The sequence below is a fragment of the Phaeobacter sp. genome (assembly GCF_022825805.1).
GTDB lineage: Bacteria > Pseudomonadota > Alphaproteobacteria > Rhodobacterales > Rhodobacteraceae > Phaeobacter.
The window spans coordinates 1-16,430 of record NZ_JAJDWC010000140.1 but is presented as its reverse complement, the minus strand read 5'-3'; the positions used below and the strand labels follow the sequence as shown (position 1 = coordinate 16,430).

At 60.0% G+C, this 16,430-nt stretch carries 5 protein-coding genes and 2 pseudogenes; 6 read left to right on the top strand and 1 reads right to left on the bottom strand.

Going from position 1 to position 16,430, the window contains the following annotated elements; translation table 11 throughout:
• Positions 1–32: 32 nt before the first annotated feature.
• Entirely contained in the window at positions 33–785 is a 753-nt protein-coding gene (locus Q0C28_RS16225; protein WP_293577357.1) for a WecB/TagA/CpsF family glycosyltransferase, read from the bottom strand.
• A 188-nt stretch (positions 786–973) separates the two neighbouring features.
• Here Q0C28_RS16225 and Q0C28_RS16220 point away from each other — a divergent pair, with 188 nt between their 5' ends.
• The 6 genes and pseudogenes from Q0C28_RS16220 to Q0C28_RS16195 form a co-directional block, all read left to right on the top strand.
• Positions 974–2,437, top strand: a complete 1,464-nt coding sequence (locus Q0C28_RS16220) for a hypothetical protein (protein WP_293577355.1) — start codon at positions 974–976, stop codon at positions 2,435–2,437.
• A 274-nt stretch (positions 2,438–2,711) separates the two neighbouring features.
• Positions 2,712–9,227 (top strand): type I polyketide synthase, encoded by a 6,516-nt coding sequence (locus Q0C28_RS16215; RefSeq protein WP_293577353.1) that lies wholly within the window; start codon positions 2,712–2,714, stop codon positions 9,225–9,227.
• 5 nt (positions 9,228–9,232) lie between these two features.
• On the top strand, positions 9,233–10,273 hold the full coding sequence (locus Q0C28_RS16210; RefSeq protein ID WP_293577351.1) for a glycosyltransferase family 2 protein: 1,041 nt from the start codon (positions 9,233–9,235) through the stop codon (positions 10,271–10,273).
• Positions 10,270–15,015, top strand: a pseudogene (locus tag Q0C28_RS16205) (MupA/Atu3671 family FMN-dependent luciferase-like monooxygenase). Before Q0C28_RS16210 ends, Q0C28_RS16205 begins: the two are co-directional and overlap by 4 nt.
• A complete protein-coding gene (locus Q0C28_RS16200; protein ID WP_293577349.1) occupies positions 15,012–15,803 on the top strand; it encodes a 4'-phosphopantetheinyl transferase in 792 nt (263 codons plus the stop codon). The pseudogene Q0C28_RS16205 and the gene Q0C28_RS16200 overlap by 4 nt, the downstream one beginning before the upstream one ends.
• Positions 15,803–16,430, top strand: a pseudogene (locus tag Q0C28_RS16195) (hypothetical protein); the annotation flags it as partial. The gene Q0C28_RS16200 and the pseudogene Q0C28_RS16195, both read left to right, overlap by 1 nt.

Sequence of the window (16,430 nt, the reverse complement as noted above, 5' to 3'; positions counted from 1 at the left end):
ATCTGGTACCGCGCTCGCGCTGTAAGGGTCGTTTAACCGTGACGCACCTGCAGCGCGTGACGCACTTGCCGGGGCAAAATAGCCAGACAGCGCAAGTAACGCGGGCCCAGGCGCAACGGGCTGCCCGCCCAGCGCCATAGCCATTCCAGCGCAATCTTGCGCATCCAGAGCGGCGCCCGCCGCTGGTGCCCGCCCAGAAAATCAAGACCCGCCCCGACCGAGGCAAAACCGACCCCAGGCGCAAGGCTGCGCCCGCGTGCGGCCAGCGCCTCCTGTTTCGGAGCGCCCAGCGCCAGAAAGCAAAGCCTGATACCGCGTGTTTCAAGCTCGCTGAGGATCGTTCCGGCCTCTTCGCTTTCGGGATCAAAAACGCCCGATGGCGCATGACACCAATCGACGTTCAAACCATCCACCTTGTTGGTGAGAATCCGTTCAGCATCCGCCAACGCCGCGTCGGTACTGCCGACCAAGGCAATCGGAACTCCGGCCTCCGCCGCCCATTCGCACAGCGGCACCACCAAATCTGATCCCGGCATCAAGGACACCGGCCGCTTGGCAAACCGGGACAACCACACGATGGGCCGCCCATCTGCAACCACGAAGTCCTGCTGTAAATAGGCTTCCAAGAAGGCCGCAGACCCCTGCATTTTGACCAGGTGATCCAGATTGACCGTCGCCAGTGCGAACCCTTTGCGATTTTGGAAATGGCCCAGCACAGCCTGTTTGAGACGGGTCATATCAGCGATATTGACGTCGATCCTGACACCGGCAAAGTCGAAATACACTGTCTGCTCTCCAAACCACCCGTGGGCATGACGTCGGTTCCCATGATTGGGCTCTCATGCTTGGTTCTCATGCCTGCGCTACGGTTTCAAGAGTTTACCGTTTGCTTCAAAAGCGGGCGACACCGAAGTGAGACTTGGTTAAACTCCCCCCATCTGGCAGCAACGACCACCCGAGGCCCCGTCCGCTCATGCCCAATGCACTGGCATATCTGATGTTGATCGCCTGGCCGGTGATCAGCCTTGTGATGTTCAGACGGCTCTCGCTGCAGCATGCCATTTTGTGGTCCATTATCGGCGGCTATCTGTTTTTGCCGCCGATTGCTGAATTTGATCTGCCGTTGGTGCCGGACATGGACAAAGATTCCATTCCTGCGGTCGCAGCCTTTTTCATCTGCGTGGTGATTTTAGGCAAAAAAGTCGACATCATTCCCCGCCACCCTGCGATGCGTGCCTTGCTCGCCTTGTTCATGTTTTCGGTTGTCGCAACCGTCTTGACCAACGCGGACCCGATCATCTTCCGCGTCCTGCCAGAGGCGGAGCCGATTGTGTTCCCGACCTATGCATTACCCGGACTGCGGTGGCGGGATTTGGGGTCAGTGATGATCAACCAGTTAATTTTCCTACTGCCCTTCTTCCTCGGTCGGCGTTACCTGTCGAGCGAGAGCCAGCAGAAAACGCTCGTCCTTGTTCTGCTGACCTCTGCTTTGGTCTATTCCATTCCCTCGCTGATCGAGGTGCGGCTGAGCCCGCAGATCAACACCTGGATCTATGGGTTTTTTCAGCACGATTTCAGCCAAACCATTCGTCAGGGCGGGTTCAGGCCCATTGTGTTCCTGCCGCATAGCCTATGGTTGGCGCTGTTTGTGGTCATGTCAGTGCTGGCAGCCGCATCACTGGCCCGCGCTGCAGACGCCAAGGACAAAATCCGGTTTGCACTGGCCACGACTTACATGTTCGCGGTCCTCGTCCTGTGCAAGAGCATCGCCGCTCTGGCCTATGGTCTCGTATTCACGCCGTTTGTCGCCTTTGCCTCCTATCGCTGGCAAATGCGTTTGGCGCTGACCCTGGGGCTGATCGCGATCGTTTATCCGATGTTGCGCAATATTGGCGTGGTTCCGGTTGATGCCATCCTTGCCAAAGCACAGGCTTTCAGCCCCGAGCGTGCGCAATCCCTTGGCTTTCGCTTCACCAACGAAGGACTGATGCTGGAGCGAGCGGCCGATAAACCCTGGTTTGGCTGGGGCGGCTGGGGGCGCAATCTGGTGCGTCACAGCGAGACCGGTGAAATCGTCTCCATCCCGGACGGGCGCTGGATCCTCGTATTTGGCACCTATGGCTGGGTTGGTTACATCGCAGAGATGGGCATGCTTGCAGGGCCTCTGGTCCTGTTGTGGGCCGAAATTCGCAAACGCGCCGCAGCAGATATCTCGCCGTTTGCCGCACCGCTTGCGCTGATGCTGGCTGCCACACTGGTGGATATGCTGCTGAACGCGACGTTGACGCCAGTGACCTGGCTCTGCGCCGGGGCCGTTCTGGGCTATGCCGAGCGGCTGCGATACCCTGGATTGTTCGAACTCAAACGAGCCCTCTTTGATGGCAATCAGATCCTCGCCCAACCATCGGTCGCCAAAACACGCCGCAGCATTTTATAACGCCGCAATCTCTTCGCGTTTTTGGCACAATTGGACACATTTCGTCCCTAAGGTTACCGTATAATTTAGGCACATTGGCCAATGGATATAGGGTGGGCGCAGACTGGGGAATTTACTGGGAAGCACGGCGTTCACCCCATTCACATGTTGGGGACCAATTTGTGCCATGATAGCTGGGCCTCTGCAGAGCTCCGGCCTGTACTGGTGATTGGTTGTGAATCTGGTTTGGCCAGCGCCTCTGGTCAAAACCCTTTAATTGAAGGCGATTGGGGTCTTGGAAAAACCTGCATCCAAACCGTTTGATGCGGCGCGCTACAGCGGCGACATTGCCATTGTCGGCCTCGCAGTCGATGTACCTGGCGCGGGTTCCACGGCGGCGTTCTGGCGCAATCTGCGCGACGGGGTCGAATCCATTCGTCCGGTCAGTGACGAAGATCTCCTGGCAGCCGGGGAAAGCCCCGATGCCCTGGCGGATCCAAATTACGTCCGCGCGACCGCCCCTCTTGAGGGATTTGCCGATTTTGATGCGGATTTTTTCGGCTTCAGCCCAAAAGAAGCCGCCATCCTTGATCCCCAGCACCGCAAATTCTTGGAAGTGGCCTGGAGCGCGATGGAGGATGCAGGCCATCCTCCCGAAAGCCTCGCGGGTCAGATTGGCGTTTATGCAGGCTGCGGGATGGGCAGCTATTTCTATTTCAACATCTGCTCCAATCCCGGGCTCGTGGATGATGTTGGCATGTTCCTGTTGCGCCACACCGGCAACGACAAGGATTTCCTTTCGACGCGGGTCAGCCACGTTTTTGATCTGAACGGCCCGTCGGTCAATATTCAGACAGCTTGTTCCACGTCATTGGTCGCCGTTCACTATGCCAGCAAAGCGCTGCGCGAAGGCGATTGCGCCATGGCGATTGCGGGCGGTGTGACGATCGAATTGCCACAGGGGCGTGGCTATCTGTTCAAAGAAAACGAAATCCTTTCGCCCGATGGCCACTGCCATGCGTTTGACCACAGGGCGCAGGGCACGGTGTTTGGTTCCGGCGCCGGAGCCGTGGCGCTGCGCCGACTGGAAGATGCGGTTGCAGATGGCGATCACATCTGGGCAGTCATCAAAGGGTCGGCCATCAACAATGATGGCGCGGACAAAGCAGGCTATCTCGCCCCATCCGTCGGGGGGCAATCGGCAGCCGTTCGCGCAGCTCTGGCAGAGGCCGATACGGACGCACGCAGCATCGGCTATGTCGAATGTCACGGCACCGGCACCTATCTGGGCGACCCCATTGAAGTCACGGCCCTGACCGAAGCCTATCGCACTTCGACTGACGCGACTGGATTTTGCAAGATCGGATCGGTCAAGACCAACATCGGCCATCTGGATACCGCTGCAGGTGTGGTGAGCCTGACCAAAACGGCCCTTTCGCTGCACCATCGCGAACTGCCGCCCTCCCTTGGCTATGAAGCCCCCAACCCCGCTATCGACTTTGACCACTCCCCGTTTTCGGTCAATGACCAGTTGACGCCATGGACAGCCCAAACTGGGCCGCGCCGCGCGGGTGTCAATTCCTTGGGCGTCGGCGGCACCAACGCGCATATCATCCTCGAAGAAGCGCCCGAGCCTACGCCCTCGCAAGACAGTGATTTCCCGTTTCAGGTGATCTGTCTGTCTGGCCAATCCACTGCAGCATTGGACGCAAATGCCCAGGCGCTGGCTGATCATCTGCGCAACACGCCAGATATTGACCTGGCAGATGTTGCCTACACGCTGAAAAACGGCCGACGCGGATTTGCAAAACGCAGGGTTGTTGTCGCTGAAACAGCGCAAGAGGCCGCCACGCTGCTCGCCGAAAACGACCCACGCAAAGTGTTCAGCCATGACTGTCTGGACGGCACGCCAGAGGCGGTTTTCATGTTCCCCGGCGGCGGGGCGCAATTTGTCGGCATGGCCCGCGATCTCTATGAAACCGAACCGGTTTTCGCCGATTGGATGGACCGTGGCTTGGACCATCTTCAGGCGCAACTGGACTATGATCTCCGCGCAATATGGCTGGCCGAAGGGGACGCGATCCCGGATGCAGAAACGCGGATGCAACAGCCATCCGTGCAATTGCCGCTGATCATGATCGTCGAATATGCTCTGGCGCAACTCTGGATCAGCTGGGGCGTCACCCCAACCGCCCTTGTCGGACATTCCATGGGCGAAAACACCGCCGCTTGCCTTGCGGGTGTGATCGCCTTTGAAGACTGTATCGATCTTGTTCTGTTGCGTGGCCGCCTGTTTGACAGCGTGCCCGCAGGCGGCATGCTGTCGATCTCGCTCCCGCTGGATGAAGTCGAAGCGCGGATTGGCGATCATCTTGATATCGCCAGCGTCAATGGACCGCGACTGACTGCTGTTTCCGGTCCGCAAGCGGCGTTGGATGAGCTCGCAGCTCAATTGCGCAAAGATGACATCGACCATCAGCGCATTCAGATCGACATTGCGGCTCACAGCCGGATGCTCGACGGTATCCTGGATGAATACCGTAGCTTCTTGGCTGGGCTGACGCTGTCGGCGCCCCAAATTCCGATCATGTCAAACCGCAGCGGCGCTGTGCTCAGTGCGGCGGATGCCATTGATCCGGACTATTGGGTGGGCCAGCTGCGCAATACAGTCATGTTTGCCGCCTGCATCGACACACTCGCCAAAACACCCAACCGCGTTTTCCTCGAAGTCGGCCCAGGTAAGGCGCTGTCGTCACTGGCACAAATGGCTCCGCAAATCAAAGCGGGGCAGGTGCTGTCCTCTTTGCGCCATCCTGAACAGATGATAGCGGATGACGCCTATTTTCTGGGTGTCATTGGCCGGCTTTGGGCCTGCGGGCTGGAGGCCGATTGGGGCCAGATCTGGGGTGACGCGCGCCGCAACCGGTTGTCGCTGCCGACATATGCCTTCCAGCGCCGTCGCTATTTCATTGAACCCGGCACCCAAAGCACATCCGAGACGGCACAGCCGCCGGTCGCCCGTCAAGACAATCTGGCGGATTGGGGATACAGGCCCAGCTGGCGCCCCGCCTTTGCCGATTGCGATCTGGACGTCACCGCGGATCTGGCGCAACAGCCCGAAACTTGGCTGCTGTTCGAAGATGACACCGGACTGGCGCGCGCCATCGGGGATCGATTGGCAGATGCCGGGCACAACGTTGTGCGCGTGCAACCGGGAGACACCTACGCACAGATCAGCGCGACGCATTATGTGATCGCACCCGAGGAAGGACGCAGCGCCTATGACGCCTTGTTCGCAGATCTGGCAGCAGCCGACCTGCTGCCAACGCGTGTCGGTCATTTCTGGCTGGTCACGGATCGCGAAACCTTCCGTCCAGGCGCGTCGTTCTTTGATCGTAACCTCGAAATGGGGTTTTACGCACTCACAGCGTTGGGCCAGGCCCTGGCGCAGATCGACCTGCCGCACCCGATCCATATCTGTGCCTTCACCACTGGGGCCGCGCAGCTGCGGGACGAACCGCTCCCCTACCCTGAAAAAGCGATGATCAGTGGACCTGCCGGTGTGCTGCCGCGTGAGGTGCCGGGCCTGACCTTTGCAACATTGGACATCGAACTGCCCACCGCGGCAAACGGGCTGCGTCGACTACTGACAGACCAGCAGGCCAATCTTCCCATCACGCCGGTGTTGGAGGATCTATTGGCAGAGCCAGCCAACGGTGCCGCCCTATGGCGTGGTGACCGCCGCTACAGTCTCAGCTGGAAGCCACAGCCCCTCGACGCGCAGCCCACGAGCCAGGCGCCACACTTCCGCCAGGGCGGCACCTATCTGATCACTGGTGGTTACGGTGGTATCGGCCAGACAGTGGCTGCCGATTTGCTGCGCAATTATGCAGCCAATGTTGTCTTGGTGTCGCGCACCGGATTGCCACCACGCACCGAGTGGGAAACCCATCTGCACCGCCATAGCCCCGCAAACACGCAGTCCCGGCGGATCCGCGCAGTGCAAGAGCTGGAGGCCATCGGCTCTGGCCGGGTGTTGCCGCTGGCAGCAGATGTGTGCAACAGCGAGCAGATGCGCGCAGCCATTGCTGCCGCTGAGGCCGAGTTTGGCCCCATCACGGGGGTTATCCACGGTGCAGGCCAAATCAACGACGCGCCAGCGCTATCGAAATCCGAAGAGAACATAGCACAGATTCTGGCCCCAAAAGTGAGCGGCCTGCGGGTTCTGGCAGAGCTGTTTACCCCCGATCAATTGGAGCTGATGGTTCTATTTGCCTCGACCTCCACGGTGACGTCTCCGGTGGGCCAGATCGACTATGTCGCGGCAAATGAATACCTCAATGCGTTTGCCAAACATCGCAATAGCGCACTGGCGGGGGCTGCCAAAACCCATGTGGTTGCCGTCAATTGGGGTGTTTGGGCGGATGTCGGCATGGCCGCAGAGGCCATTGGCACCAGCGCAGAGCAAGATGTTCAGAGCCGCAGCGATTGCGCCCAACCGCTGTTCGACACCCGCATGTTCGGCGTCGAAGGCAGCATTTTGTTCGAAACGTCCTTGAGCGATCAAGACTGGTTGCTGGCCGAGCATAAAACCAAGGATGGCACCGCGCTTGTGCCGGGCACCGGTTACATCGAATTGGCGGCAGAGGCTCTGGCAGAACTGGGCCACAGCACACCATTTGACCTGCGGGAGCTGTATTTCCTACGTCCTCTGGTCATTGCGCCGACGGAAACCGCCAAGCTGGTGCTGCGCCTGACCCCGGTGGAACACGGCTACGATATGGCCGTCTACAGCGCCCTCTCTGATGGGTATGCCCTGCATGTTCAGGCCACGCTTTGCACCGAAGGCCAAGTTGCGCCCTCTGCGCCGCAATCCCCAGCACGATTGGACATCACCGCCATCACAGGGCGCTGCCCGACAATGGCGAAATCTGGTGATCAGCGCCTGAAGGCGCCGCAGGAAACCCACCTGGCTTTTGGCCCGCGTTGGCACTGCCTTGCAGAAACCTATCGCGGCCAGGGCGAGGGGATCGCCAAATTGGCCATGCCGCAGGCGGCCGCACTTGACGGCACTGGTCTACCACCTGGGCTGTTGGACATTGCCACTGGCTGGGTCATTGATCTGGCGCCATCATACCGGGGCAACAGCCTTTGGGTGCCGGTGTCCTATGACAATCTGCAGGTTCACGCGCCCCTGCAGGCAGCCGCAGATCAGGTTTTCTGGAGCCACATGCGGCTGGTTCACAGCGATGCCATGACCGCACGATTTGACATCACGCTCTGCGACGACGCAGGCGCGGTTCTGGTCGAAATCCGCGGTTTCAACATGCAGCACCTTACCGGGCCGGTGGTAACAGACGACCCGGCGGTGGCCGATGCAAGCGCTGCGGATTTGGGCCTTGCCACATCTGAAACGCCACCGCCCCTATCCCCAGACGAACGCCGATTGCGGCGCAATGTGGCCAACGGGATCCGCGCCGACGAAGGGGGCGAGGCGCTGCGACGTGCGGTTCATTCTGGCCTCTCGCAGATTGTGGTGTCATCGCTGCCGCTGCCAGATCTGATCGCCGAGGCGAACGCCCCGCGCACGACACCGAGGGATGAGGGGCAGAGCTTTGCTCGCCCGGAACTCGACACGGATTTCATTGCCCCGCGCAATGCGGTCGAAGAAGACATTGCCGCCCAATTTGCCAAGCTTCTTGGACTGTCACGTGTCGGCGTCGAAGACAGTTTCTTTGATCTTGGGGGGCATTCGCTGATTGCAGTGCGACTGTTTGCGCAGATCAAGCGCACACATGGCGTGGATTTGGCCATTTCAACCCTGTTCGAGGCCCCATCAATTGCCAAATTGGCCGAGGTCATCATTGCTCGCACCGGTGGTGGGCTGACCACGACCAACCCCGCGGAGCAGATCGGTGCCGATACACCGCAGGCCAACAGCCATCGCCATCTCGTCCAGTTGCACCCCGGCGACGGCACTGGGCGACGGCCATTTTTCCTTGTGGCTGGTATGTTTGGCAATGTGCTGAACCTGCGCCAGCTTGCATTGCTGGTTGGCAAAGATCGCCCTGTCTATGGCTTGCAAGCGAAGGGGCTGATTGGCGACGACAGTCCGCATGACCGGCTGGATGATGCCGCACGCGACTATCTCGCAGAAATTCGCAGCGTCCAACCTCATGGACCCTATCTGCTTGGCGGATTTTCCGGGGGCGGCCTGACAGCCTATGAAATGGCGCAGCAACTGGACGCGGACGGCGAAGAAACCGCAGCCTTGATCCTTTTGGACACGCCATTGCCGATGCGGCCGGCTCTCAGCCGGCAGGATCGGGTGCTGATCAAATGGGCAGAGCTTCGCAAGAAAGGCCTAGGCTATCTGGCCGAGTGGCTTGGCAACCGGATTGCCTGGGAAATCGAAAAGCGCAAGCAGCGCCCGGCCGAGGATGGCACTGCACCCGTTTTCAACAATCGCAAGGTAGAACTGGCATTCCGGGCCGCGCTGCCGAAATACGACCTGAAGCCCTGGCCGGGCCCGTTCACACTGTTCCGCCCGCCGCTGGATCGCCATTGGCGCGTGTCTGGTGGCAACTGGGTCAGCCGCGCGCGCGAGTATGTGTACGAGGACAACGATTGGAAACGCTTTGCGCCTCGGATCGAGGTGGTCGAAGTGCCGGGCGATCACGACAGCATGGTATTGGTCCCGAATGCCAGTGTTCTGGCTGCAGCGGTTAAGGCACGTCTGGATGCAGCAGACCAGGCAACATTTGCATCCAAGGACGCGCCTGCCGTTTCCCCGGCAGCGGCGGCTGAGTGATCGCTATGGCTGACACAAACACCCGCGGTCGTGTTCTGACCATCATCTTGAACTACAAAACCCCTGAGATGACCCTGGCTTGTGCCCGTGACGCGCTGCGGGAGATGGAAGAGATCGACGGAGAAATCGTCATCATCGACAATGGATCCGCCGACGGATCTTATGAAAAGCTGCAGCAGGCGGCCGCTGACCAGGGTTGGTTTGCCGATGGACGGCTGCGGGTGGTTGCGAGCCCGTGCAATGGCGGGTTCGGCGCTGGGATGAACATCGGCTTTGCGATTGGGCTCTCCGATGGCAGCCAGCCTGACTTCTATTACCTGTTGAATTCGGATGCATTCGTCCAACCCGGTGCAATACGCGCCCTGCAACGCTATCTACTGGCCGCCCCCCGCGTTGGCCTGGTTGGGTCGTTTGTGCGCGGCACCGACGGCGAAAGCCATTGCACCGCTTTTCGTTTCCCCTCCATCGCTGGCGAATTTGAAGGCGCCATTCAAACTGGTCTTTTCACGCGGCTCTTGCGCAATTCAGTCGTGCCGATGGACCTGCCAAACGAACCCACACAACTGGACTGGACCGCTGGCGCCAGCCTGATGATCCGCCGCAGCGTGATCACCGAGATCGGGGGGTTTGATGAACGTTTCTTTCTCTATTTCGAAGAAACGGATCTTTGCCGCAGAGCCATGAAGGCAGGTTGGCAGACCCATTATCTGCCCACCAGCGAAGTGGCGCATGTCGGATCAGCCTCAACCGGAATGAAAACCTGGCAGCGCACCCCGGCTTACTGGTTTGACAGTCGGCTGCATTATTTCACGAAATCCCACGGTCGCCTCTACGCGCTGCTTGCCACAATGGCGCTGGTCAGCGGCAGTCTGTTGTACCGGCTTCGGCGGCTTGTTTCTGACAAACCGGCCACCGACCCGCCGTATTTTCTGCGGGATCTGATCAGTCACCATCTGCGCTGCCTGTTCAAAACGCCCATCTCTCAGGAAACAACGCAGCCCGTGCGCACTCAAACCGTCCCGTCTTCTGCGGAGGAACCGAAATGACCCCCTTCTCCTGTATCGTGATCGGCAATGAATCCCTGCTGATTGCCTGCGCAGACACGGTTTTGGCCAAGGGTCACACCATCACTGCCGTGGTCAGCCGTGACACTGCGATCCAGACTTGGGCGGCATCACAGGGGCTGCCGGTTCTGGCAAGTGCTGCTGAGTTGACAGAACCCGCAGACTGGTTGCTGTCGATCGCCAACCTGGATCTGATTTCGCAGGATGCGCTGTCTTTGGCGCGCAAGGGGGGGATCAATTTTCATGATGGCCCCCTGCCGCGTTATGCCGGTTTGAACACACCCAATTGGGCATTGATCGAAGGGGCGGATCAACACGGCATCACATGGCATGTGATCGATGGCGGTGTCGACAAAGGGGACATCCTGGCGCAACGGCATTTCGACATTGCCGAAGATGATACCGCCTACAGTCTGAACGCGAAATGTTAAGCCGCCGCGATGGAGAGCTTTCCGGAGGTGCTGGCCCAACTGGAAAACGACAGCCTCAACCGCGAGCCGCAGGATTTCACCACTCGGAAACTCTACACCCGATCAGACCGCCCCGCCGCAGGTGCGATCCTTGATTTCACCCAACCCGCAGAGGAGCTTGGCCGACTGGTCCGAGCACTGGACTACAATGGGTATTGGAACCCGATTTGCATGGCAAAGCTGCCCATTGCGACCCATGAGAGCAGGGCTGGTGACTGGACTGGTGGCGGGCTGGAACTGCTCCTGGTGGGTCAGGCCAGCGTCAAAAACGAAACCGGACGCAGCGGCGAAATCCTGGCCCTCGACGCCCACAGCGTCACAATCGCCTGCAGCGATGGCGCCCTGAAGTTGCGGCAGCTGATGCACCCAGACGGCACACCTGCAGATCTGCAGCAGATGTTTGCTGTGGGCCAGCAACTGGCATTGATCCCGGCCGATGCGCTGGATGCGATCACCACATCGCTGCGCCGCAGCCAGGCTGGCGAGCCGCACTGGCGCGACGCATTGGCGCGACTGACCGCATCGTCCCTACCCCTTGCAGCGCCACAGGCGACCTCCGGTGTCACCACACACCCAATCACCGCCACGCTGGCCACCGATGCCGAAGCGATCCTTGCCGCGACCGCGCTGAGCCTGCGCAGCACAGGAGACGACACCGGCGGCATCGCACTCAGCACCGCGGCGCTTGCAACAGCTGGGCGGAACGGTGTCATCAGCGGATGGGTGCCATTCTCCGCCGAGCGTGACGCACATCTATCCTCCGTTCAAACAGAGGCTGCAGATGCGCTCGGGGCTGCCAACCAGCATGGCGGTTTTGCAATTGACCTGTGCCAACGCGCCCCGGAACTGCGCGCAAAGGGCAACCTGCAACCCGCCATCGGCTGCATGATCGGTGCAGAAACGCCTGTGCCGGGGTGTGCGGCCACGCTTTGTGTCGTGGCGGGTGCCCTTTCCTTGCACATGGACAACACCCAATTGGACGCCGCGGCTCAGGCCATATTGCTCGGTCGCCTTGAGACACTGATCAAGGCGCTGAAAGACAATCCACAGGGCCGTATTGCCGATTTGCCAATCCTATCGGAGGCAGAGCGCCAATCGTTGTTGATTGAGTGGAATGACACTGCAACGCAGGATCAGCCGATCACCACGATACCAGAGGCGTTTCTGGTCCAGGTCGCGCACACGCCCGATGCACCTGCGCTGGTTCATGAGGATCAAAGCCTCAGCTACGCCGAATTGGCCGCGCGGGTGCAGGCCCTGAGCCAGGTGCTGCACGATCAGGGCGTCCGGCGTGGCGACCGTGTCGGCATCTATCTGGATCGCGGCATAGATCTGGTGGTCGCCGCGCTGGCGACAATGGCATCAGGCGCCGCCTATGTGCCGCTGGATCCAAGCTACCCTGCTGATCGGCTGGCACATTTCATCGCAGATAGCGGTGCATCGCTGCTGGTGACACAACAGACCCGCAAAACGAGCCTCCCATCCGGCACCACCGCGCAGATCCTGCTGCTAGATGCGCTGCCAGAGGCCCAAGATCCGGACCAGGATCACTCCAGGAACGAAGCCATAACAAATCAGAAGCCCAGTCCTGATCAGCAGCCCAGACCTGATGATCTGGCCTATCTGATCTATACGTCCGGTTCGACCGGCACCCCCAAAGGTGTGATGGTGCGGCACAGGAACGTGGCGAATTTCTTTGCCGCGATGGACCAGAAAATTCCGCACAGCGCCGGAGATTGCTGGCTTGCGGTCACCAGCCTGTCCTTTGACATTTCTGTGCTGGAATTGTTCTGGACGCTGTCGCGGGGTTTCAAGCTTGTGCTGTCCAGTGATGAAAGCCGATTGCAGCTGTCCAATGGCCCTATTGCCACCAGCGACCGCGGCATGGATTTCAACCTGTTTTATTGGGGCAATGACGATGGGCCCGGACCCCGCAAATATGAGCTGCTGCTTGAGGGCGCAAAATTCGCCGACCAGCATGGGTTCAACGCTGTTTGGACACCGGAGCGCCATTTCCACGCTTTTGGCGGCCCCTATCCCAACCCGTCCCTCACTGGCGCAGCCGTGGCCGCGGTGACCAAAAACATTGGTGTACGGGCTGGATCCTGCGTGGCCCCGCTGCACCACCCTGCCCGTATCGCCGAAGAATGGTCCGTCATCGACAATCTGACCGCTGGACGCGCGGGCATCGGGTTTGCATCGGGCTGGCAGCCGGATGATTTTATCCTGCGCCCCGAAAACACCCCTCCGGCGAACAAGCCTGCGATGTTTGACGCCATCGAAACCGTGCGACAGCTCTGGCGTGGCGAGGAAGTTGGCTTTACGCGTCAGGATGGCGCCATTCATAACGTCGTGACGCAGCCCCGACCGGTGTCAAAAGAGCTGGCAGTCTGGGTCACCACCGCGGGCAATCCAGATACCTGGCGCGAAGCGGGCAGCATCGGGGCCAATGTGCTCACTCATTTGTTGGGCCAAAGCATCGAAGAGGTGGCGGAAAAGATCACTCTCTATCATGACGCCCTGCGCCAGGCGGGTCGGGATCCGCGCGACCATAAGGTCACCCTGATGCTGCACAGCTATTTGGCCGACACCCGCGAAGCGGCACGCGCCACGGCACGCGAACCGATGAAGGACTATCTGAGAGCGGCAGCGGGTCTGATCAAACAATATGCCTGGGCTTTTCCAGCTTTCAAAAAACCCAAAGGCGTCTCCAACCCGTTCGAGATGGATCTCGGGATGCTGTCCGCGGAAGAGTTGGAGGCAATCCTCGACTTTGCCTTTGAGCGGTATTTTGAGGACTCAGGTCTGTTTGGCACCATAGACGATGCCCTGCAAAGGGTGGAGCAGCTCAAACGAATTGGCGTTGATGAAATCGCCTGCCTGATCGACTATGGCATCGCCCCTGACACCGTATTGGAAGGGCTGAAACCCCTGGCCGAGGTGCTGCGCCGGTCCAACACTGCACAGGAACTGGCGGAGGATGATGTCTCGCTTGCGGCGCAGATCCTGCGTCATGGTGTGACCCACATGCAGTGCACCCCCTCCATGGCGCGTCTGATCGCAGCCGATACCGATGCGCGACCAGTGCTGAGCCGTCTGTCCCATCTGCTCGTGGGGGGCGAAGCCTTCCCAGGAGAGCTGGCCACCAGCCTGCGCGCTGCCACATCCGCCCAGATCCACAACATGTACGGACCGACCGAAACAACGATCTGGTCCACCATGCAAACGCTGGAGGGCAGCGTCACAGGCACAGCCCCGATTGGGGCGCCCATTGCCAACACCACGGTCTATGTCGTCGACGATCAGTTGCAACCACAGCCCATCGGTGTGCCGGGGGAGTTGTTGATCGGTGGGGCGGGTGTAACCGCAGGCTATTGGCAACGACCCGAACTGACAGCGGAGCGGTTCATCCCCGACCACTTAGCCAAGGACCCCGACAACAACGAAGGCGCAGACAGGCGCATGGCCTCCGAGCGCCTCTATCGCACCGGGGATCTGGTGCGTTGGCGATCAGACGGCCAGCTTGAGTTTCTGGGACGCAATGATCACCAGGTCAAAATCCGTGGACAACGCATCGAACTGGGGGAGATCGAGGCCGCATTGACCGATCTGCCAAGTATCACAGGCGCTGTCGTGGTGCCAAAAGACACAGCCGTCGCAGGCTCCTCGGTCACCGACACAAAAATCATCGCCTATGTCACCAGTGACGCAGCGCTGGATACCACGTCGCTCAAACGCGAACTGGCGCGCCATTTGGCAGAGGTCATGATCCCAAGCCACATTGAACGCTTGGACCGTTTCCCACTGACCCCCAACAAGAAAATCGACCGCAAGGCCCTGCCAGACCCGCAACCGGTCCAGATTGTCGTACCGAAAAGCAGCACCAAAGAGCCTGCACCAACCGGATCACAGGCTCAGATTGGTGCGGTTTGGGAACGGATCCTTGGGGTTAGCGGCATTGGGGGTGGTGACAATTTCTTTGCGCTTGGCGGTCATTCGCTGCTAGCAGTGCAGGCCCACCGCGATATCCGCACCTCCCTGGATGTACCCCGTTTGTCGATCACAGATATTTTCCGCTTCCCGACCTTGGCGGGGCTCGCCGCGCATATTGACACGCTGAGCGGCACAAAGCCTGGCAATGAGGATGTCTCTGATCCGACACCCGCAGCGGCCTCCGTGGACCCGGCGGCTCGCTCTGATATGATGTCAAAACGACGGGCAATGCGCGCCAACAGAAGAGCACGGCAAGGATGACCCAAAATGGCACACTCAAAGCCGGCGGCGATGGCAGCGGCGCGCCAGACGTAAGGGTGACGCCGCGCCATCTCCGCCAGCAGGCGCTGATTGCCTCGCTGTTTTCCGATGCCGTGGTGGTAGAAACCTGCGATCCCCGCGACGCACCGCCATCACCATTTGCCGAAGAGACCGCTGGCCTGTCGCCCAACGCCGTGGATAAGCGGAGACGTGAGTTCGCAGCCGGTCGCGCCGCCGCCCATAGGGCAATGGAGCGGCTGGGCCAACCGGCAGTGCCGATCCTGATTGGCCCCAAACGGGCCCCGATCTGGCCAACCGGTATCATCGGATCCATCAGCCATTGCGGCATCGCCGCCGCGGCGGCGCTTTGCCATCAACCGGACTGCGCTGCCCTAGGGGTGGATCTGGAGGAGGACCTGCCCTTATCGGACGATCTCATCCCACAGATCTGCCGCCCCGCCGAACGCGAATGGCTCCAACAGCAGATCAATCCTGGCCAATTGGCAAAAGTGATCTTCTCCGCGAAGGAGGCCGCCTATAAATGTCAGTATCATCAAAGTGAGACGTTTTTCGGATTTGACGGGATGGAACTAGAGATGACATTGGACAACCCCGGATCCGGCCGTGGTAACGGCTCTGCTGTCAGCTATGGCGCCAGCAGGCGCGGTCGTTTTGTGGCACGCTTCACGGCAGATCGCCCGCCCTTTCGCCGGGGAGATGGTATTGCCGGACAATTCGCTATCGGAGAGGGGCTGATCGCGACTGCGACGCAGCTCCCGCTGGTGTGATGATCATGTTGCGGGGGCTCCTGGCATGGCTGGCGCTTCTGCCATTCGGCCCGGCGCAAGCCAGCCCTTTTGCGCTACCTGCTCTGACGCCACCGCCCGCAGCGCTGCAGGTCTACCATCTGGGCCACTCCCTGGTCGGTGCGGATATGCCGCATATGTTGGCGCAGCTCGCACCAGAGGGGCACGGCTACCAATCACAGCTAGGGTCAGGAACACCGCTCCAGCAGCATTGGGAACCTGATCAGGAGATCCTCGACTTTGACAAGGTCAATCACCCACCCGTGTGGCGCGACGCGCGCGAGGCGGTCGGATCAGGATCATACGACGCGATTGTCCTCACTGAAATGGTCGAGCTGCGCGATGCGATCCGTTACTTCAAAGGTGCGCGGTATTTTCGGCGGTGGGCGGATCTGGCGCGCAGCGGCGATGCTGACACACGGCTTTATCTCTATGAAACCTGGCATCAGCTGGACACCGCTGATGGCTGGCTAGATGTGAGCTTTCAACAGGTTGTCCATTCGATCCAGACCGAGTTGGTTGGAGTTACCAAGCACCAACCCTATTCGGAGGGATCGAATGAACATTCACAGCAATGCCAGACTGACACCTTTGGGTCGAGCGCGATTG

Bases quoted from the DNA above. Each gene is read 5' to 3' on its own strand.
- Q0C28_RS16220 (WP_293577355.1), top strand. From the start codon at position 974: ATGCCCAATGCACTGGCATATCTGATGTTGATCGCCTGGCCGGTGATC.
- Q0C28_RS16200 (WP_293577349.1), top strand. From the start codon at position 15,012: ATGACCCAAAATGGCACACTCAAAGCCGGCGGCGATGGCAGCGGCGCG.
- Q0C28_RS16210 (WP_293577351.1), top strand. From the start codon at position 9,233: ATGGCTGACACAAACACCCGCGGTCGTGTTCTGACCATCATCTTGAAC.